Source organism: Phaeobacter sp. HS011 (assembly GCF_018101215.1).
In the GTDB taxonomy this organism is placed as follows: Bacteria; Pseudomonadota; Alphaproteobacteria; order Rhodobacterales; family Rhodobacteraceae; genus Phaeobacter; species Phaeobacter inhibens.
Genome location: NZ_JAGEUF010000001.1, coordinates 609,498 through 629,485 on the forward strand (window position 1 = coordinate 609,498; position 19,988 = coordinate 629,485).

The 19,988-nt window shown below is 60.9% G+C and carries 22 protein-coding genes; 8 read left to right on the plus strand and 14 right to left on the minus strand.

Annotation, left to right across the window (positions count from 1 at the left end):
* Window positions 1–163 precede the first annotated feature (163 nt).
* The 6 genes from J4721_RS02850 to J4721_RS02875 form a co-directional block, all read right to left on the minus strand.
* A complete protein-coding gene (locus tag J4721_RS02850; RefSeq protein WP_102915269.1) occupies window positions 164–1,714 on the minus strand; it encodes a DEAD/DEAH box helicase in 1,551 nt (516 codons plus the stop codon).
* Window positions 1,715–1,893: 179 nt separating this feature from the next.
* Window positions 1,894–2,859: a glycosyltransferase family 2 protein gene (locus tag J4721_RS02855; RefSeq protein WP_211002064.1), complete on the minus strand. Its 966-nt coding sequence runs from the start codon at window positions 2,857–2,859 to the stop codon at window positions 1,894–1,896.
* Window positions 2,856–3,602 carry a hypothetical protein gene (locus J4721_RS02860; RefSeq protein WP_061048890.1) on the minus strand — a complete coding sequence of 249 codons (747 nt, stop codon included), beginning with the start codon at window positions 3,600–3,602 and terminating at the stop codon, window positions 2,856–2,858. Before J4721_RS02860 ends, J4721_RS02855 begins: the two co-directional genes overlap by 4 nt.
* A gap of 38 nt (window positions 3,603–3,640) precedes the next feature.
* Window positions 3,641–5,248: a peptide chain release factor 3 gene (locus J4721_RS02865; protein WP_061048891.1), complete on the minus strand. Its 1,608-nt coding sequence runs from the start codon at window positions 5,246–5,248 to the stop codon at window positions 3,641–3,643.
* 87 nt (window positions 5,249–5,335) lie between these two features.
* The gene (locus J4721_RS02870) at window positions 5,336–5,767 is read right to left on the minus strand and encodes an ester cyclase (protein WP_102850019.1); all 432 of its coding nucleotides are present in this window, start codon (window positions 5,765–5,767) and stop codon (window positions 5,336–5,338) included.
* Between the two features lie 190 nt (window positions 5,768–5,957).
* A complete protein-coding gene (locus J4721_RS02875; protein WP_211002284.1) occupies window positions 5,958–6,974 on the minus strand; it encodes a Hint domain-containing protein in 1,017 nt (338 codons plus the stop codon).
* Between the two features lie 295 nt (window positions 6,975–7,269).
* Here J4721_RS02875 and J4721_RS02880 point away from each other — a divergent pair, with 295 nt between their 5' ends.
* From J4721_RS02880 to J4721_RS02890, 3 genes are all read left to right on the plus strand, one after another.
* Entirely contained in the window at window positions 7,270–8,049 is a 780-nt protein-coding gene (locus tag J4721_RS02880; RefSeq protein WP_102848869.1) for an SDR family oxidoreductase, read from the plus strand.
* A gap of 12 nt (window positions 8,050–8,061) precedes the next feature.
* On the plus strand, window positions 8,062–9,192 hold the full coding sequence (locus J4721_RS02885; protein WP_211002065.1) for a hypothetical protein: 1,131 nt from the start codon (window positions 8,062–8,064) through the stop codon (window positions 9,190–9,192).
* A gap of 144 nt (window positions 9,193–9,336) precedes the next feature.
* A complete protein-coding gene (locus J4721_RS02890; protein WP_211002066.1) occupies window positions 9,337–10,464 on the plus strand; it encodes an ABC transporter ATP-binding protein in 1,128 nt (375 codons plus the stop codon).
* Window positions 10,465–10,473: 9 nt separating this feature from the next.
* Here J4721_RS02890 and J4721_RS02895 read toward each other — a convergent pair whose 3' ends face one another.
* Together J4721_RS02895 and J4721_RS02900 are read right to left on the minus strand one after the other, a co-directional pair.
* A complete protein-coding gene (locus J4721_RS02895) occupies window positions 10,474–11,163 on the minus strand; it encodes a YafY family protein (RefSeq protein WP_211002067.1) in 690 nt (229 codons plus the stop codon).
* Between the two features lie 76 nt (window positions 11,164–11,239).
* Window positions 11,240–11,548 carry a hypothetical protein gene (locus tag J4721_RS02900; protein WP_014879614.1) on the minus strand — a complete coding sequence of 103 codons (309 nt, stop codon included), beginning with the start codon at window positions 11,546–11,548 and terminating at the stop codon, window positions 11,240–11,242.
* Between the two features lie 222 nt (window positions 11,549–11,770).
* On the opposite strand from J4721_RS02900, the gene tatA reads away from it, so the two are divergent.
* The 5 genes from tatA to J4721_RS02925 all read left to right on the plus strand — a co-directional run bounded on the left by tatA (window position 11,771) and on the right by J4721_RS02925 (window position 14,918).
* Window positions 11,771–11,989 carry a twin-arginine translocase TatA/TatE family subunit gene (tatA, locus tag J4721_RS02905; RefSeq protein WP_014874185.1) on the plus strand — a complete coding sequence of 73 codons (219 nt, stop codon included), beginning with the start codon at window positions 11,771–11,773 and terminating at the stop codon, window positions 11,987–11,989.
* A gap of 6 nt (window positions 11,990–11,995) precedes the next feature.
* Window positions 11,996–12,481, plus strand: coding sequence for a Sec-independent protein translocase protein TatB (gene tatB / locus J4721_RS02910; RefSeq protein WP_211002068.1), 486 nt, complete (start codon window positions 11,996–11,998; stop codon window positions 12,479–12,481).
* Window positions 12,478–13,446 carry a twin-arginine translocase subunit TatC gene (locus tag J4721_RS02915; protein WP_211002069.1) on the plus strand — a complete coding sequence of 323 codons (969 nt, stop codon included), beginning with the start codon at window positions 12,478–12,480 and terminating at the stop codon, window positions 13,444–13,446. The genes tatB and J4721_RS02915 overlap by 4 nt, the downstream gene beginning before the upstream one ends.
* 125 nt (window positions 13,447–13,571) lie before the next feature.
* Window positions 13,572–14,027, plus strand: a complete 456-nt coding sequence (gene rpiB / locus J4721_RS02920; protein ID WP_014874188.1) for a ribose 5-phosphate isomerase B — start codon at window positions 13,572–13,574, stop codon at window positions 14,025–14,027.
* Between the two features lie 48 nt (window positions 14,028–14,075).
* Window positions 14,076–14,918, plus strand: coding sequence for an ATP-binding protein (locus J4721_RS02925; protein WP_211002070.1), 843 nt, complete (start codon window positions 14,076–14,078; stop codon window positions 14,916–14,918).
* 107 nt (window positions 14,919–15,025) lie between these two features.
* On the opposite strand, the gene J4721_RS02930 is transcribed toward J4721_RS02925, so the two are convergent.
* The 6 genes from J4721_RS02930 to J4721_RS02955 form a co-directional block, all read right to left on the minus strand.
* Window positions 15,026–16,252, minus strand: a complete 1,227-nt coding sequence (locus J4721_RS02930; RefSeq protein WP_102876417.1) for a peptidoglycan DD-metalloendopeptidase family protein — start codon at window positions 16,250–16,252, stop codon at window positions 15,026–15,028.
* Between the two features lie 136 nt (window positions 16,253–16,388).
* Window positions 16,389–17,036: a protein-L-isoaspartate(D-aspartate) O-methyltransferase gene (locus J4721_RS02935; protein ID WP_014874191.1), complete on the minus strand. Its 648-nt coding sequence runs from the start codon at window positions 17,034–17,036 to the stop codon at window positions 16,389–16,391.
* Window positions 17,033–17,815 (minus strand): 5'/3'-nucleotidase SurE, encoded by a 783-nt coding sequence (gene surE, locus J4721_RS02940; protein WP_076619660.1) that lies wholly within the window; start codon window positions 17,813–17,815, stop codon window positions 17,033–17,035. Before surE ends, J4721_RS02935 begins: the two co-directional genes overlap by 4 nt.
* Before the next feature lie 281 nt (window positions 17,816–18,096).
* Window positions 18,097–18,750, minus strand: coding sequence for an SDR family oxidoreductase (locus J4721_RS02945; RefSeq protein WP_014874193.1), 654 nt, complete (start codon window positions 18,748–18,750; stop codon window positions 18,097–18,099).
* Between the two features lie 88 nt (window positions 18,751–18,838).
* On the minus strand, window positions 18,839–19,108 hold the full coding sequence (locus J4721_RS02950) for a hypothetical protein (protein ID WP_014874194.1): 270 nt from the start codon (window positions 19,106–19,108) through the stop codon (window positions 18,839–18,841).
* 232 nt (window positions 19,109–19,340) lie between these two features.
* Complete coding sequence (locus J4721_RS02955; RefSeq protein ID WP_014874195.1) at window positions 19,341–19,883, minus strand: DUF2199 domain-containing protein; 543 nt, start codon at window positions 19,881–19,883, stop codon at window positions 19,341–19,343.
* Between the last annotated feature and the right edge of the window lie 105 nt (window positions 19,884–19,988).

The window sequence follows — 19,988 nt, forward strand, 5'->3', positions numbered from 1 at the left end:
CGACATCCGCAAAAATGGGCAATCCCGCCATGCTGCAAGTGCAAAGCTCCGAGACGGTTCGTCAGCGGCTGGTGCATGGCTTCTGTTGGATTTGTGGCCCGGAGCAATGAAAAAGGGCCGCCCCAAGAGGCAGCCCTGATGATATAAGCGATCGCCGAGGATATTATCCGGCGCGGCGCTCGGCAAAGCTGAGCGCGATAAAGCTGGGCATATGATCCCCCATGCCAACCACGTTGCGATCATTGCCACGGTCATTGCCGCCACGGCCACGACCGGATTTCTGGTTGCCCTTCTGCCCCGATTTAGGACCGGAAGATTTGCTCTCTGCAGGCTTCCCACGACCAGACGCGCGTTTTTCCTGCTCAGGTGCCTTCTGCTCCTGAGCTGGTGCATCGACCTCAGCGCTCGGTGCATCGCTTATCTGTGCCTGGGCGTCCGCAGTCTCGTTCACGTCCTTGGCAGCAGAGCTGCGGGCGGAGGGCCGACGGCTGCGGGTCTTGCGCTCAGTCGTCTCGCTGCTTGCATCGTCCTTGCTGTCTTTTGCCTTCGGCTCGGCCTTGGCTTTCTTCAGCGGGTTCTCGATGCGCGGGATCTCGTTCTGGACCAGACGTTCGATGTCCTCGAGGTTCTTTTCGTCCTTGGGCACGCAGATCATCATAGCGGAGCCGTCACGGCCTGCACGACCGGTCCGACCGATGCGGTGGACATAGTCCTCCGCGTGGCTTGGCACGTCGAAGTTGAACACATGGCTGACGCTGGGCACATCAAGGCCGCGCGCCGCCACGTCTGAGGCGACGAGGAACCGCAAGGAGCCTTCGCGGAAACCTTCCAGTGTTTTGGTGCGCTGGCTTTGATCCAGATCACCATGAATCGGCGCGGCGTCATAGCCGTATTTCTTCAGCGATTTCGCAACGATATCGACATCTGTCTTGCGGTTGCAGAAGATGATCGCATTGGTGCATTTCTCGCCTTCCTGATCAATCAGGTGGCGCAGCAACTTGCGTTTCTCGCTGCCCTCACGGTCCCGGCGGGATGCTTTGAACAGCACCACACCTTGGGTGATGTTCTCAGACGTCGTCGCCTGACGGGCCACTTCCACGCGCGCGGGGGCAGAGAGGAAGGTATTGGTGATCCGCTCAATCTCCGGCGCCATAGTGGCGGAGAAGAAGAGTGTCTGACGGGTAAAGGGCGTCAGGCCGAAGATACGTTCGATATCGGGGATGAACCCCATGTCGAGCATCCGGTCGGCTTCATCCACCACCATCACCTTCACGTCGGAGAGGATCAGCTTGCCACGCTCAAAATGGTCGAGCAGACGACCGGGGGTGGCGATCAGCACGTCCACACCTTTGTCGATCAGCGTGTCCTGCTCCTTGAACGAAACACCGCCAATCAGCAGCGCCTTCGTCAGTTTCAGGTGTTTGGTGTAGGTGTCGAAATTCTCCGCCACCTGTGCTGCCAGCTCGCGCGTGGGGCAGAGCACCAGGCTACGCGGCATGCGTGCCCGGGCGCGACCGCGCGCCAGCAGGGTAATCATCGGCAGGGTGAACGAGGCAGTCTTGCCGGTGCCGGTCTGTGCAATCCCCAGCACATCGCGCCCCTCCAAAGCAGGAGGAATTGCCCCTGCCTGAATAGGGGTGGGGGATTCGTAACCCGCTTCCTCAATCGCTTTGAGTACTTTGGGGTTCAGGTTCAGATCTGAAAATTTTGTCATATGCGTCCGTTTTTGCGGACACTGACCTGGCCCGCGCGTGTATGTCAGGGCCGATTCCGCATGGTCTTGCGTCCTGTCTTGATCGGCTTGCGCGGGGCATAGCAAAATCCGCTGCAATCGTCAAACAAAGCCGGGTTTTCGCAGGTTATTGCTCTAGGAGTGGGTAAACCCGAAACAGTTTAGTCAAATTGAGGAAAATGTTGACGCCGCTTGGCTGCTAAATCCAGCGGGCAATGATGGATCATACCCCGCAGGCGTAGCGCATCGTAGACGTCAGGCACCTCGGCGTTGATCTCGCTAAAGAAGCGCCGCAGCCCATCCCTGCCATGCTCCTGTTCGATCATCGTCAGCAGCTCATGCTTGTTTAACCCGCCCAGACTGGCGGGAAAGCCCGCGCCGAGGCCCGGGCGATAGGAGCCACGCTCCAGCCGGAATCGGTAGCTGCCTTGCCAGTCATCCCAGCTGGTGGCGTGGCGATGACAGATCTGCAAGCCCGGCTGCTCCTCTTCGCGGGTGTTTTTCTCACCATGCTGGAACAGGTTATGGATTCGGTACTGAATATCGGGGAGGCCGGTGCGGGCAAACAGCTTACCCGCCGTGTGGCTGAGAAAACCGCCTTTGAGAAAAACACCAAATTCCGGATAGATTGCCCTGACCTCATGCTCGCGTTCAGCACCTGAGGGGACCATCGCCTTGTAGTGATCCGTACGCCCGGCCAGCGCCTCCAGCGGGCGCATCCGCAGCGCATCCGTATCAGCAGGCAGCGCGGCGAGCGTTTCTGTGATCGCCCGGCTTTGGTCTTGGGGGGCGACATGAGGCCAGAGAAACTCATCCATATCGATATGAGCGATCCAGTCGGTCTGGATGCGCCCGTAGGCATGAGTCGCGTTCATCGCCTGGCGGGGCTGGTGCATCTTCGGACGCGCGGTCCTGTGCTGCTTCCAATAGCGTTCATCGCAGGTTGTCACCCGAATCTTCGGATGTGCCTTAAGATGTGGGTAGACGTCGGGGTTTTCCGCATCCAGGTACAGGTGTAACCGGTGGGCGCCCAGATCCAGATGGTAGGCGGCAAAATTCAGGATGGATTTGGCCTCGGCCTTGATTGTGCTGACAATGCCCCATTTCGGGTGGCTTGGTGTGGTCATGATTTGTGATGCGCCTTGTAGCGCTGAATGCGTCCGAAAATGCTGCGGGGATCTTCCATCACCATACGCAGCATCCTGACGGCAAGCGGCTGCAGCACTGGATCCTGTTCGCCATGCCGCCACAACCGGGCCAGCATATGCCGATCCAGATCGCCATAGGGCAGGTGGTAGGGCGTCATGCCCAGGCCGATATCGTCCAGATCCTTGCCTTTCACACGCGGCAGGCCACTGTCCGTTGGCCGCCCGGACAATCTCCGTTCACTGTCGTGCAGCTTGATCATCTGGAACAGCATCTGCAGCCCTTGCCCGCCAAGCCGCTGGTCTATCGTTTCGCCATGATCGGCAAAGGTGGCCGCCGCCGAAATCAGCCAACGGGTGGGCAGGCGCGCCGCCAGCGCGGCCCCATGCTCCGCCCAGATCCGCAGGAACAGCGCCCGCGCCTCAGGTGGCGCCTCCCGGCGGCGCAGGATCGCAATACAGAGCGCGTGGAGCGCCCAGATTTCTGGATCGCCTGCAAACTCTTCCCGCAGTGACTGCCACTTATGCGCGATATGATGACTTGGCAGGTCCTTCTGCGTCGCCGACGCAGGGGCGGGATTTATCAGCGGACGGAAGAGAATGGCCAAATCGGCATCCGCCGCCGGCAGGGCCGATAGCGGGTCCACAAAAGGAACCTCTTTCTTTTCGAGCTGCCGCAGCAATTTATAGAACCCGCCAGGATAGTTTTCGTTGTCGATATCCATGGCGGGTCTGGTGTCACCGGTGATCTGGGAAACGGGTCTTAGACCATCATCTCCTTGGTCGCCGTCAGTTTCAAGTCCGGATAATCGCGCTCGACCCGGTCGATATCCCACTGAAGCCGCGTCAGATAGACGACGTCTCCATCATTGTCATAGGCGATGTGCTGTTTGTTGGTGTTGATGAACTTGTCCAGCGCCAGCTTGTCACCGTTGACCCAGCGGGCTGAGGTGAATTGAGAGGCCTCGAAGCGTACCGGCAGGCCGTATTCCATTTCGATCCGACTGGCGAGCACTTCGAATTGCAATTGACCGACGACGCCAACGATAAAGCCGGATCCGATTGAGGGTTTGAACACCTTGGCAGCACCTTCCTCGGCGAACTGCATCAGTGCCTTTTCCAGATGCTTGGCCTTCATCGGGTCGCCCGCGCGTACGCCCTGCAAGAGTTCCGGCGCAAAGGAGGGAATACCGCTCACACGGAGCGCTTCACCCTCGGTCAGCGTATCGCCGATGCGCAGCTGTCCGTGGTTGGGAATACCGATGATATCCCCGGCCCAGGCTTCCTCCGCCAATTCGCGATCTGAGGCCAGGAACAGGACCGGGTTGGAAATCGCCATCGGTTTCTTGCTGCGCACATGTGTAAGCTTCATGCCACGTTTGAAATGGCCTGAGGCCAGCCGGACGAAGGCCACGCGGTCGCGGTGCTTGGGGTCCATATTGGCCTGCACCTTGAACACAAAACCGGCGACTTTGGTTTCGTCCGGCGCAATCTGGCGCGGTTGGGCGGTCTGCGGCTGCGGTTCCGGTCCGTAGGTGCTGATGCCGTCCATCAACTCCTTGACGCCAAAGGAGTTGATCGCGGAGCCGAACCAGATCGGGGTCATGTGACCTTCAAGAACCGACTGCGGATCAAGTGTCGGCAGCAGCTCACGGGCCATTTCGACCTCTTCAAGCAGCTTTTCCAGCAGGTGTTCCGGTACGTGCTCGGCCAGTTGGGGATCGTCCAGACCGTTGATCTCGATGCTTTCGGCGATCTTGTTGCGATCCGCACGGTCCATCAGTTCCAGCCGGTCGCGCAGCATGTCGTAACAGCCGATGAAATCGCGACCGACGCCGATAGGCCAGCTGGCAGGTGTCACGTCAATCGCGAGGTTCTGCTGGATCTCGTCAATGATCTCAAACGTGTCGCGGCTTTCGCGGTCCATCTTGTTACAGAAGGTCAGGATCGGCAGATCCCGCAGGCGGCAGACCTCAAAAAGTTTCTGGGTCTGGCTTTCCACACCTTTGGCACCATCAATCACCATGACCGCTGCATCAACGGCGGTCAGCGTGCGATAGGTATCTTCCGAAAAGTCGGAGTGACCGGGCGTGTCCACCAGGTTGAAGCGGTAGTTGGCGTAGTCAAACGACATCGCGGAGGCCGAAACGGAAATGCCGCGATCCTTCTCCATCTGCATGAAGTCTGAGCGCGTACGCCGGGCCTCACCCTTGGCGCGCACCTGACCGGCCATCTGAATAGCACCACCATAAAGCAGGAACTTCTCAGTCAGCGTGGTTTTACCGGCATCCGGATGCGAGATGATCGCAAAGGTGCGGCGCCGGGCGATTTCAGCCGGCAGGTCGGGGCGGTTTGGGACGGTATCGAGCATGAGCGCGCGTATATCAGGATGGCGCGCCGAGGCAAGAAAAACAGGGGGCAGGCCCCCTTTGCATTGCAGACAATCGGGGCTGGTGTTTCAATCCCAGATCAGGGCCTGCCCGGCGAGACAGGCTGGCATTGCATCTGCGGGCAGTTGCCCCAGCTGCTCAAAGAAGGCGAAGGCGTCAAACCGGGACGTCAGTTCGGCGATCCTGTCGCCTTCAAAACGAATCATCATGATCCCCTCAGCATGAACAGGTGTGATCCCGTCCGGGCCATCGGATGTCAGCAGGTAGCGCGTAGAGGTCCAGTCGCCGTCTTCCATGCAATGCAGTATCTGCACCCGCAACTCACCCGCCAGCTTGTGAACAACCTCAATCAGGACAGGATAATCCTTGCGCGGGTTGGTCAGCCCATCCAGCAGTTCGGTATTCTCGAGTGAGGGGGCAAGCATCTCGGCAAATGTGGACATGTCGCGATTTTCCCAAACCTCGGAAAACCAGCGCTGCACAAGGTCTCGTTTCGTCATAGTCAGGCAAAGTTCCATAAATTCCACATCGGGGCGTTTGGCCCATGTGTTGGAATTATCACGGGGACTTCCATCAAAAATCGTAAATTCTCGCCCCCGCGTGCTGAATTTTTCAGCATCTGTTGAGGCCATGCGCATTCGCCGTTGGACCGGTGGCCTCCTACAGATCGCGCAAATTGGAAGCGGGCGGTCACATGACGCGGCGCTTCAACCCGGCTACGGCCTGACCGCGTTCCATCAGCGCCGGTCGGATATCAAGGCCAGAGGCCACCCGCTGATGGCCCAGCAACAGGCCCGGCGTCCGGCTCAGGTTTTCCTGCGGCAGCGCGGCACGCGTCAAGGGGTTAAGCAGGAGGCTTTCAGCGGCGATCCCTTCGGCGAATACGATCTGATGGCGATCGAATAACAGCTGGAAGTAATCCACAAAGCCACCACTTTGTTCAAAGATATCAATCCCGTTCACCAGCTCTCGCGCTCGAACCAGATGATCAGGGCGGCCCCTGCGGCGGATGTCGCGGCGGGGATGCACCAACAATCGGTGGTCCGGGCTGACCAGGAGATCATTTTCATTGTTGAGCGCGCCGGCCCGGATCAGGATCGGGGCCATTTCACCGACAGCGCGGCTTGTACATTGGCCGATCCAGCGCACGTCTTGGGCACCGTCATCGCGGGTCAGAACCCGGTCACCCACCACAAGGTCCTCAATCGGCCGCTGGGCGCCAGTGTCCAGGGTAATATGGGTGCCGCGCGTGAAGGAGACGCAGGCCAGCTGCGCGAGCCGCTGACGTGTGCCCTCGCGTGTCTTGCGCACCAGCGTATAGCCGGTCTGCTGGTGCAGTGGCGCAAGCGGCAACAAATAGATCGCAGCGATCAACCCATCTTCGTCAACCTCGACTATGACCAGAGCCTCAACATTGGCGCCAATATCCGGCATCAGCGTCAGCAAGCAATCAAGATGCAGGCGCGCACCCGGGGTGCCGGTTGCGGTCCCCTCATCCAGGGCAAGCCGCCCATCCGGGCGCGCTGTCAAACCAATCTGGCGAGGTGGGGTGTTGCGGGTCAGTTGATAGACATCATCCAGTTGCAGATCGTCGTAGACCCCCAGGCTGTCGCCCATATTGGCCCCAATTTCGACGCAGAAATCAGCCGCCGCGAACACCGGTAGCGTTTGGGCAGCGACGGGGGTCTGATGCAGCTGTGTCAGCATGGATAACCTAACCAATAGCGGCGCGCGTCCTGCGCGTGTGATCTCCCATTTTGTCGGGAAATGTGGCGAGATGCGGACCAGACGGGGGTGGTTTTGCGAAGCCAGCAGAACCGAAAGACGGCCACGCGCAGGGCGCAGACCGTTTCGCGGGAGCATCGGCACCTGCGATTGGTGTTTGGGCTGGCCAATACCGGGACAAGGGTGCAAGCTCCGCCGCGACAAAAACGGTGTATGATCCCGGCCTGTAAACTGCATGGCCGGAGCACGATATCGCGGCGCAACAGGGAGATATGTCATGGATTTGGGATTGGCGGGAAAGCGGGCATTGGTCTGCGCCAGCAGTAAGGGACTGGGGCTCGGCTGTGCGGAGGCCCTGGCTGAGGCCGGGGTGGATCTGGTGATGAACGCACGGGGGGCGGAGGCGCTTCTGGCCTCGGCTCAGTCAATCCGGGATGCTCATGGCGTCAATGTGGAAACCATCGCTGCTGATGTCACAACCGAGGCGGGGCAGGCCAAGGTCATCGCTGCCGCCGAGGGCGTGGATATTCTGGTGACCAACGCAGGCGGTCCGCCGCCGGGGCTGTGGTCCGATTGGGGGCGCGAAGATTTTATCAAGGCGCTGGATGCCAACATGCTGACGCCCATCGCGCTGATCAAGGCGCTGGTCCCCGGCATGATGGAGCGCGGCTGGGGCCGGGTGGTCAATATCACGTCACAATCGGTGAAGGCTCCAATCCCGGTTCTGGGCCTCTCGAATGCGGCACGTACCGGGCTTACCGGCTATGTAGCAGGCACTTCCCGTCAGGTCGCGGCGCAGGGCGTGACCATCAACAACCTGCTGCCCGGCATCCACGCCACGGATCGAGCGGTCTCGCTGGATACCGGTGTGGCCCAGCAGCAGGGGATTTCCCTTGAACAGGCCGCTGAGCAGCGCGCCGCGAGCATTCCTGCCGGTCGCTACGGTACGCGGCAGGAGTTTGGGGCCACTTGCGCCTTCCTCTGCTCACAGCATGCGGGTTTCATTATTGGTCAGAACATCCTGCTGGATGGCGGTGCCACCAATATGACCATTTGACGGGGTGGGCAGATGGCATCCGGTTTCTCGTTGAAGAATCAACTGTTTAATCAGGAGAAGACCCGTTATCTGGCGGGCCTTTTCGCGGCGGCGGATTCCGGATTTGACGCTGCGGGCTTTGAGGCTGAGGTGATGGCTCGGCTTCCGGATCTGGAGCTGAAGGAGCGCATCAGCCTGATTGCAGAGGTGCTGGCCGGTCATTTGCCTGCTGATCTGGAGACCGCTGCACCCGTTTTGCGGCGAGCACTGCCGCCGCCACTGGATCCCAGCCTGTCGGATGATGATTTCGGCGATTTCATCTTTGCGCCGCTGGGGGAGTTTGTGGTTCTGCGGGGGCTGGAGGCCGCACCGGACCTGTCGCTGCAGCTGCTGTCGGAGATCACCCAGCGGTTTTCCATGGAATGGGCCATCCGGCCGTTCCTCTCCCATTGGACCGATCAGACATTGTCCGTGATGCAGCGCTGGGCCACCAGTGAGAACTATCACGTTCGGCGGCTGGTCAGCGAGGGCACCCGGCCAAGGCTGCCTTGGGGCCAATCGGTTCCGCTCTCATTGGTGCAGCCCTTGCCGCTGCTGGATCAGCTCCACGCTGACCCGACCCGCTATGTGACGCGTTCAGTGGCCAATCACCTCAACGATATCTCGAAAAAGGATCCGGAGCTGGTGCTGGATCGGCTGCGCAGCTGGCAGGCGGCAGGCCGTCAGCGCCCGCAGGAGCTGGCCTGGATGACCGCCCATGCGCTGCGTGGGTTGGTGAAGGCGGGGCACAGCGGCGCGATGCACATGCTGGGGTATGACCCGGACATGCCGCTCGCCGCAACGCTGAGGCTGCGCGATGACTCTGTGCATATTGGCGGTGCCCTGCAACTTGACTGCCAACTGGACGGCGCGCCTGGCGCCCCCGTTCTGGTGGATTATCGGCTGCATTTCCAGCGCCCCGGCGGCAAAGTATCAGCCAAGGTGTTTAAGCTGAAACAAACGGTCCTGACCGGCGGCAGCACGCGCCTCAGCAAACGTCATCCGCTGAAAGCCGGGGCCAGCACCTTTACCTTGGTGCCGGGTGCCCATCGGCTTGAGCTGCTGGTCAATGGTCGGGCGCGCGCTGAGCTGGCGTTCGATCTTCTGGATCAACGCGACGGCTGATGGGGTTTTGGGCCTGATCTGTCATGACATATGGGGGCCGCTCTGGCTGTTGCGCGGTATCCCGCTCTCTTGCATGGGAACAGTGGGGTTGATATCTGCGGGCCAAGCCCGATCATTTAGGTCGGACATGAATAACGAGGTCGCATGACATCCTCTCCCCCTGATCCGATGCTTGGCACCAACAGCGCATCTGCCCCTGCGCCACGTCTCGAAATTCGCAATCTGCGGCGGTTCTTTGATGGGCGCGCGGTGGTGGATGATGTGTCGTTGCAGATACAGGCCGGGCAGGTGACCTGCCTGCTTGGTCCGTCGGGATGCGGAAAATCCACCACGTTACGGATGATCGCCGGGGTGGAGATGCAGGACAGCGGCGAGATCTATGTCGATGGCAAGCTGATCTGCGATACCGTGTTTCGCGTGCCGCCGGAGCGTCGTGAGATCGGTTTGATGTTTCAGGACTTTGCGCTGTTTCCGCATCTGAGCGTTGCCGACAATGTTGCCTTCGGCCTAAAGGGCAGCAAGGACGAAAAACGCGCCCGCGTCGAAGAGTTGCTGCAAAAGGTCTCTCTCTCGCAGTATATTGATGAATTCCCGCATCAGCTGTCCGGCGGTGAACAGCAGCGCGTGGCGCTGGCCCGCGCGCTGGCCCCACGGCCTCGGATCATGCTGATGGATGAGCCGTTTTCCGGGTTGGACAATCGCCTGCGCGACGGCATTCGCGACGAAACTCTGACATTGCTGAAGGAAGAGGACGCCGCCGTCTTGCTGGTCACTCATGAACCGGAAGAGGCGATGCGGATGGCTGATGAGATCGCGCTGATGCGATCCGGAAAAATTGTACAGCAGGGCGCGCCCTATAATGTCTATACCCGGCCGGCGGACCGCGCGGCAGTGGGGTTTTTCAGCGATACCAATGTCCTGCATGCCGAGGTGAACGGAGCGCTTGCCGAAACCCCGTTTGGCCAGTTTCTGGCTCCCGGCGTGCCGGATGGCACCAAGGTAGACATCGTGTTCCGCCCGCAGCATCTGCGCATTGATTTTGACCGCAACGGGCGCGGTCCGCATCCGACGCCCAGCGATGGGGTTGCAGCGCGCGGCGTGGTCAAGCGGGCCCGCTTCCTCGGACATGAGAGCCTGGTTGAGTTTTGCATGGATTTTGACGGCAGCGTCTTGAAGGCAACGGTACCGAATGTCTTCTTGCCGGATGCCGGACGGGTGATGTGGCTGACTGTGCGCCGCAACCGCTGTTTCGTTTTCCCGACTGGCAGCTGACGCGGCGGATCAGCCCGGCGCGGACGTGTCGGCATAGGGCCGATAATCCATCAACCGCTTGCCCGGTTCATCCACGAAGAGTTCCGGTAAGGGCGTGGCCGCCGCAATCAGATCAACCCGAAATACCCTGAAATCCTCCCGTGTCTCGCACCAGGCAGTGAGGGTCCAGACCCGCCCCCAATATTCCATATGCAGCGGGCGGATGACCCGTTCGGTCAGCGCGTCATCAATGCGTCTGTAGGTCAGATGCAGCTTCTGGCGCGCCTTGATCGCTGCGCGCAATGTGGGCATCTGGGTAAATCCCCGCGCCACATTGGCAAAGGGGTAGACTGCAAATTTCCAGGCATCGGCTTCGGCGATAGTGCGCTCTGGCAATACCGCATCCACCTTGGCAGCGAGCCTTTCGGCGGCAGCCTTCAGATCCGGGTCGGCAGCCTCGGCAACAATCGCCATGCCAAGGTTCAGCGCCTCCAACTCCTCGCTGGTGAGTGTGAGGGGCGGCAGGGTGATTGCCTCGCGCACCATATAGCCGACCCCGCGCGCGCCTTCGACCGGCACACCGCTGGCCACCAGCGTATCCATGTCGCGGTAGATCGTGCGGGTGGATACCTCCAGCCGTTCAGCAATGTCCTGGGCGCGGTGCAAATTGCCGTCGCGCAGGATCTGGATAATATCAAAAAGGCGGTCAGTACGGCGCATGGCCTAGCCTTGATACGGGGAGGGCAGGAGGTCAAGACCACCCGCCCAGCCCCAAGAGCCTCAAAGTTGCCTGAGCCTAGCTGGCCATCGACCAGAGCACGTCCTCATGCCGCATCTTCGCCGTGTCAGGCGCAATCGCCGCCATCACCTCCGCCGAGAAATCCTGCGTCATGAAACTCTTGGCCACCTCCTGCGCTGTGGCCATGTCCTTCCACACCACGTAGTCAGTCCAGCTGCCATCTGCGCCCTTAGTCAGCTGACGATGCAAAAAGCCGGATTGAGCGCGCACAAAACCCTCGGTGCGCTGCATCAGCGCCACGAAATCAGCTGCCTTGATGCCCTCGGCCAGATGAAAGGTCACGATCTCTGCCACATGTTTATCCATCACTTGTCTCCTATTCGCTGTGATGTACTGGCAATACCGCTATCCAACTGACATAAACCTGTCAGTTGGATGCGCGCCCTGCCAAGAAAACGCGTTTTTGAGTAGATTTCGCCCATCACGTAAGGGCTCAGATCTTTGCCGCGCCGGGGCGGGGGCGTAAAACCGTCATCAAATGACATCTGCGGTCCATCACCGGGTCCGCACGCAGAAGGAAACATTCTCATGCTTAACAATATCGGCCTTCCGGGCCTGCTGCTCATCGCTGTTGTCGTGCTGGTCCTGTTTGGCCGCGGCAAGATTTCGTCGCTGATGGGCGAAGTCGGCAAAGGCATCACCGCCTTCAAGAAAGGCGTCAACGACAGCACCAAGGAACTGGAAGAAGAGAACACCGCAGAGGCCGCGCGCGACGTGACCCCCGAGACCGAAAAAGACAAGGTCTAAGCCGCGATGTTTGATCTTGGGTGGACCGAACTCATGGTTATCGGCGTTGTGGCGCTGATTGTTGTCGGGCCCAAGGACCTGCCGGTTTTGTTCCGCAATGTCGGACGGTTCGTGGGTAAGGCGAAGGGCATGGCGCGCGAATTCAGCCGAGCCATGAACGACGCGGCAGACGAGGCTGGCGTCAACGACATGGCCAAGGGTTTGAAGGCGGCAGCCAATCCGATGAACACCGCTATGGATGGGGTCAAACAAGCGGCAGAGGATATGGCCAAGTCGATTGACCCGACCAAATTCGACCCCGACAGCGAAACCGGGAAACTGGCTGCTGAGCGGGCTGAGGATGCCAAGAAGATCCAGGCGGCCACTGCCCGTGCCGCTGCGGACCGCAAGGCACGCGAGGCCGCAGAGGCCCAGGTCAAGGCAGCCGAAGCGGAGGCGGCCCTGGCTGCCACAGACACGTCGGCGACGTCAGAAAGTGAGACCAAGACATGAGCGCGTCTGAAGATATCGACGACAGCACAGCGCCGCTGATTGAGCATCTGGCCGAATTGCGCACCCGCCTGATCCGGGCGGTGGGCGCGTTCATCGTCGGCATTGTGCTGGCCTTCACCGTGGCAGAGCCGATCCTGCAGTTCCTGCTTGGCCCGATTGAGGAAACACTGCGCAACCTCGGCGACCCGTCGCCGACTCTGCAATACACCAGCCCGCAGGAGTATCTGTTCACGCTGTTCCGCATCTCCATGGTGTTTGGCTTTGCACTGTCGTTTCCGGTGATTGGCTTCCAGCTCTGGCGTTTTGTGGCACCGGGGCTCTACAAGACGGAGAAGAATGCGTTTCTGCCCTTCCTCATCGCCTCGCCGATGATGTTCCTCTTGGGGGCCAGCTTTGCCCATTTCGTGGTGACACCGCTGGCGATGGCTTTCTTCCTTGGCTTTGCCGATGTGTCGTCGATCTTTGCCAATCTGATGTCTGGCGCGGTGAGCAGCCTGCCAGCCGATGCCGCCGTGGTGCCGGAAACCACCGAAGGGGTGCGGATCACCTTCTTTGGTAAGGTGAACGAGTCACTGGATATCACGCTGAAGTTCATCATGGCCTTTGGCCTGTGCTTCCAGCTGCCGGTGCTTCTGACCCTGATGGGCAAGGCCGGTCTGGTCAGCGCCGACGGGTTGGGCAGCGTCCGCAAATATGCGGTTGTCGCGATCCTTGTACTGGCCGCGCTTGTGACCCCGCCGGATGTGATCACCCAAGGGATCCTGTTCTCGGTCGTTTACGGTCTTTATGAACTGTCGATCCTCTTGGTGCGCCGGGTTGAGAAAAACCGCGAGGCAAAGTTGCGCGCCGAAGGTTACTATGACGACGAGGAGGACCTCGATGACGAGATGGATATGCATCCCGAAGATGATCCCCTGATGGCTGAGTTTGACGACGACGATCAGGACGACGGTAAGGTCAAGTAATCACAGTCAGAATCGATAACCAAAAGGCGCGCTGGAAACGGTGCGCCTTTTCCTTTGTTGGCTGGCCTCTTGCCCGCGCTGCCCGAACATGCTTTGACCCCGGTAATTCATCGACGGAGACTCCCATGGACCAGAAAAAACCAACCCGCGTTGTGCTTTCCAGCGACCACGCCGCGATTGAGCTGCGTCAGGCTATCGCGGACCATATCGCCGCAAACGGCTGGGAGGTCGTCGATATTGGCCCCACCACCCCGGAGAGCACCCACTATCCCAAGCACGGTGCTGCTGCGGCGGAGCGCGTCGCCTCGGGCGATTGTGATCTCGGGATCATCCTTTGCGGGACCGGTCAGGGCATCATGATGGCTGCAAACAAGGTGAAGGGCGTCCGCTGCGGTGTCTGCTCCGAAACCTTCTCCGCGAAGATGATCCGCCAGCACAACAACGCAAATATGCTCTCGATTGGGGCGCGCGTGGTTGGCGACAGCCTGGCGATTGAGATTGTTGATGCCTTTCTCAATGCGGAATTCGAGGGCGGTCGCCACGCCACCCGTGTTGACATGATTGAGCCGCAGGACAGCTGATCCCGCGCAGGTTCACATATTCCAGACATTGAACCGGAGGCCCACAGTATGGATGAGACAAGCCTGACTCGCATCGCCGATGCGCTTGAGCGGATGGCGCCCGCTCCGTCGAAGGCACCGGATTTTGGTGCGGCGTCTGCCTTTGTCTGGCATGTGGCGCCGGACCGTCTGGAGCCTGTGAACCGCGTCACCCGTGTTGAGCTGGAGCTGCTCTTGGGGATCGACCGGGCACGGGACACCTTGCTGGACAACACCCGCCGTTTTGCCGCTGGGTTTGGAGCGAATAATGCGCTTCTGTGGGGCGCCCGTGGAATGGGGAAATCCAGCTTGGTGAAGGCGATCCATGGTGAGCTGTCACCGGAGTTTCCAGCACTCAAACTGGTGGAGCTGCAGCGCGAGGATCTGCCATCGGTCGCGCGTCTGCTGAACCATCTGCGGGCAGCGCCTGAACGCTTCATCCTGTTCTGTGATGATCTGTCCTTTGGCCATGATGATCAGCACTACAAAAGCCTGAAAGCGGTGTTGGATGGCGGCATCGAAGGGCGGCCTGACAATGTGCTGTTCTACGCCACCTCCAACCGCCGCCACCTGATGCCGCGCGATATGATCGAAAATGAGCGCTCCAGCGCCATCAACCCCTCCGAAGCGGTTGAGGAAAAGGTCTCGCTCTCGGATCGGTTCGGGCTGTGGCTTGGCTTCCACCCCTGTGATCAGGATGAATATCTGTCCATGATCTCAGGCTATTGCGCCGCCTATGGCGTAGAGGTTGCGGAGCAGGAGCTGCGCGCCGAGGCGATAGAATGGCAAGCCACACGCGGTGCGCGATCGGGGCGCGTTGCGTGGCAGTTCTTCACCGATCTCGCGGGTCGGCACGGTGTAAAAGTCACCTGAGCTGATCGCGCACGAGGTTTCGGGACACCCCACCGGCATATCACACAGAAAACGGCGCTCAGGGATATCCCGGGCGCCGTTTTCTGTGTGGTTATACCGGGGCGACGTTACTGCAGATAGGGCAGCGGATCGACGCTTTCGAAGCCGTTGCGAACCTCGAAATGCACATAGGCTGACGGCCCATCACGCAGTGCAGCAATCGTCTGGCCGCGTGATACCGTATCGCCCTTGTTCACCGCGATCTTGTCGACGTTGGCGTAGACCGTCAGCAGCTTGGCGTCGTGACGGATCACGATGATCGGGATATTGTTGGAATCCTTAGTGATCGCCGCGACGGTGCCGCCATCGGCGGCCTGTACCGGCGCGCCCGCAGCCCCCGCGATATCAATGCCGTCGTTCTTGCCCTTGGAATAGGTGCGGGTGATCTTGCCCTTGACCGGGTAACTCATCGCGCTGCTGGAGCTGCGGGTGGGGGCGGGAACTTCCACTTTCGGAAGATCTTTGGGGGCTTCGGCTGCCGGGGCCACGGTTTCCTGTGGCAGCGGCTTGGTCGCGCTGGGTGGGGTGGGTGTGCTGGTGCCCTCACCAGGGGCGGTGACGGTTGCAACCGCAGGCACGGCTGCTGCCGAGGCTTCCTTGCGCGGTGCGGGGCGATCCTTCAGCGGGATCAGCAGGAACTGCCCTTCGCGAATGGCAAAATCGCTGCCCAGACCGTTCCATTCCGCCAGCGCTTTTACTGGCACCTGATAAAGCCGCGACACGGTATAGGCGGTCTCGCCGCGTTTCACCTTGTGGCGCACGGGCTCCGGTCCGCTCTGCACCTGCGGCTTGCTCGCAGATGGCTGCGGGGCCAGCGGCGCGGTATTGACGGTGCTTGCAGCACTTGGCGTGGTGGCGGGCGCACGGTCGATCGCATCCCCCGCCAGTGAGGCGATATCCACACCACCTGAGCTGTTTGAAGCGGTGCCGGGCGCACGGCGAGGCAGCGCGATGATTTCGCCCTGGCGCAGGGGGTCGTCTGTCTTCATGCCGTTGAAACGGGCCAATTCGCTGGCGGGCAGCCCAATGCGGCCGGCCACGTCATTCAGCGTATCGCCGCGTCGCGCCACGGCCACCTGATAGGACGGATAGGTGATCAGCCCATTGGAATCCGGTTTCGGACGGCTGGTGGTGGCGGTTTGGGCCGCCTTAGTGGTATTGAAAGCACCGATCTGGCCGCGCAGATCATAGTCCAGCGGCGCCTCGCAAGCGGCCAGCACGGCCACCAGAGGCAACGCCATCAGCACCTTGCGGCCTGTCGCGCGATCGCGGCGGGTGGGGTCAGTCACTGTCATTTCGCTCTCCTCAGAACGCCGTTCCCGTCTTGCGGGCCCCCATTATCCCTGGGGCTTGCCAATAGTCCGTCGGCCAGCCACGTGATCCGGCTCGGGATGTTCCCGAACCTTGGGGTGGGCAGGTCTTGCCTCTCCCTTACGTGTCTTTGCCGATCCCCTCAAGCAGGGGAACAAAACGCACCGGGCGCAATTCGTCGTATTCGAGACCGCTGGCGGTTTTTTGAACACGGATCAGGGTCTGTACGGTGTCCGACTGCCCCACGGGCACAACCATGATACCGCCGGTCTTCAGCTGCGCCAAGAGTGGGCCGGGCGGATCCTCGGCGGCAGCGGTCACGATGATTCGATCAAAGGGAGCCTGTTCCGGCAACCCGTGACTGCCGTCTCCCACCAGCGAGGTGATATTGGACAGATGCAGCTGGTCAAAGATCTGCCGCGCCTCCCGCACCAGTCTGGCATGGCGGTCCACGGTATAGACCCGCCGCGCCAGCTTGCTCAGGATCGCAGCCTGATAGCCGGACCCGGTGCCCACTTCCAGAACGGTATCGCGGGGCGAAATCTGCAAAGCCTGGGTCATAAGCCCGACGACCGAAGGCTGCGAAATGGTCTGGCCGCAGGCTATCGGCAGCGGCATGTCCTCATAGGCGCGCGCCGAGAACAACCCCCGCACAAAGGGGCCGCGATCGATCTGCTCCATCGCGTCCAGTACCTGCGCATCCGTCACCCCGCGCGAACGCAGGGCAAACAGAAACTGCATCTTGGTTTCGGCAGTCGGCTCGCTCATTCAATGCCCTTCAGGCGCTCCAGCGCGTCCGTCGCCGTCAGATCTGCCCGCATCGGTGTGACCGAGATATAGCCTGCCAGGTTCTGCGCCGCATCCGTACCCTCGGCGGTCGCGATATGCTGATTGCCGCCACGGATCCACAGGTAACGCCGCCCGTTGGGAGAGGTCTGTTCCTCAGCGGAGAAATGGCTACCACGCCGAAACCCCTGCGGTGCGATCCGTCGCCCTTTAACATCTGCTGCGGGAACGGGCGGGAAATTTATGTTGTAAAACAACCTGTAATCCGTGTCCTCGTTGGATTGCGTGTCAAGGATTGAGCGGATGAGATCAGCGCCGTGGTCGGCGGCAGCTTCAAACGGGTTGTCCAGCTGGTTGTTTTCTGGCCCGAAATACTGCGACAGCCCCATGGAAGGGATGCCCTGCAATGCTGCCTCCATTGCGCCGCCCAATGTACCGGAATAGAGCGCGTTTTCAGCCGAATTGTTGCCCCGGTTTACGCCCGACAACACCAGATCCGGAAGGTGGTCCTTCATCACCACATGCAGCCCGGCCAGCACACAGTCGGCAGGGGATCCTTCCGCCGCAAATCTGTGTTCGCCCAGCTGGCTCAGCATGAAGGGGCGGGTATAGCTGATACAATGACCGACGCCTGATTGTTCAAACGCAGGCGCCACGGTCCAGACCTCGCCGTCGGGGCCCGCGACATCACGGGCGATCTGTTCCAGAACAGCCAGACCGGGGGCGCTGATGCCATCGTCATTGGTGATCAGAATTCGCATGAACTGGGCCTCTCGTCTGGCTCTGGCGGGCTGTATCTCGGGTGCGGTCACGCCGATCCGCATGTCCGACCTGAATAAGATGTGGGACAAAAGGGGGCAAGACTTTCCCCACTGTGACCGCGCGCAAGCTGCGCGGTGACGGCCCCTGCGGCACAGAGGTCACAGGTTTGTTGCCTGACCTTGAAACCAACGCGACCGGCACCCCTGTCGGGCACCGGTCGGCGGAATGTTGCGCGTCTGCGCCGCCGTTAGGCGTCATGCAGCCGATGGGCAATCGGTGGTCAGTCGGCAGCGCTCAGAATCTGGGGCAACAGCCGGGTCGCTTCCTGCTGCGGAGTGGCCAAGGCGTCGCGGTCTTCGCCGGGGAAAAACCGTGCCCGCACGGCGGTGGCCATGGGCTGCGGAGTCAGCACCTGCACCTTGGGGCCGGTCTTGGCGGTCTCAATCTGCCAGCTGTTGGCCAGTGACATCTGGGCCGCTTTGGTGGCGCCATAGGCCCCAAAGAATTTCTCGCCCGCGCGTGGATCCTCAAAGAACACAGCCTGACCGGTCTGCCCCAGCAGCGGGGCCACATAGGGGATCAACACGGAGGTCGCGGTGGCATTGATCGCCATGGATTTCTGCCAATCCTTCGCGGCGACGAAATTGGCCGGGCTCAGCGGTGCGGCGTGGATCGCGGTGTGCAGCCAGAGGTCCAGCTGTCCCCAACGGTCGTGGATGCCGCGGCAGAGCGTCGCCATAGCATCGGGGACAGTGATGTCCATCGGCGCCAATGTGGCAGAACCGCCGACGGATTTGATCCGGTCGTCCAGCTCTTCCAGCGCGCCAGTGGTGCGGGCCACGGCAACGATGTGATGCGTCGGCGCCAGTGCCTCTGCGAGGGCGGCGCCCAGACCCCGTGAGGCCCCGGTGATGAGAGCAAGTTTCTGTGTCATGCGCGCCTTGTGCGGCGCTGCGTGGCGCGGGTCAAGGGGCCAAAGCGGCGCAGCCGCCTTTGGGGCCCCCGGCAGGCACCAAGGCGGATCAGCTGCCCGGCATCTCGATCCGCGCAGCTTTGCCGTTTTTCTGCAGGATCAGACCGTCGGCATCGATGGCAATGACCTCGCCGCCGGACAGCCGGCTGCCACGGGTCACCACCTGTGTGCGCCCGCTGGGCATACGCACCATGGCGCTGAGGTTGTTGCTGGCACCAAACAATCCCAACAGGCTGAGCCGGTTGCGGCGCAAGGCGTCTTTCTGGGTGGCATGACCTGCAACATTTGCCGGGGTCTTGCCGCTATCACGATTTGCCATTCTGGTAACTTGGTTCTTTCTCAGGAGCGCTCAGTGCGGATGCCGGTCGGCTATCAGCTTCACTTTCCGCCGAACAGAGGGGGCGATGAGCGGTGGCAAGCGACTGCCGGTAGGCCGCTCCCTGGTGCGCAAGCCGTTGCGCATTACCCTGCGCGACGCTGCGCAATTGCGCGCAGGCCCTTGAACTCCTGCGGCGGAAAACAGGCTAAGACGGGGAGGGCCTTAAGTGGGATCAGGCGTCGTAGATCAACGACGGCAGATCGTGACCATAGGCATAAAGCAGGCCCAGCAGCTCCTCCAGCTGCGCGCCTACCATCTGCAAATTGTAGAGCGGATGATCCGGCTCGGAGATTTGCAGCTCCGGATATTGCCCTTCTGGCCGCATATGCAGCATAGCCTCAACCGACTCGCTGCCATCCGGAGGGATGGCATTGGCCAACCAGGCGCGCTTGCTGCCCAGATCCTCGGTCTCCTGCATCTCAAACCGATCAAGATAGGCCTCGAAATCCTCCTGGCTCAGCCGCGCCCAGGTGCCCAGAATGAACTCCTCACCACGGGTATCCGCCAGAGGCACCGCCAGAACCGCCCGCACGAAGCGCAGTTTGCCAAGGCGGCAGAAATCCTCGGTCAGCACATCGCCTGCCTGTGCGGAGATGGCGGTGTTGTCGTGCACGAACATATCTTCCGGGCAGACATCGGGCCGGTCACAGCTGAGGCTCAGCAGTTGGGCAAAGGTCGCCCCGCAACAGCGGCACTGGCGCTGCGAGCCAAGCATGCGGGCGAGATGTGGATCCAAAGGGTCGGCCTTTCGGTGGCAGGCGGTGGTGGTCGCAAAAACGGCATGAGGCGCCGATCCGGTGATCAGCGCCTCATGAGTCGA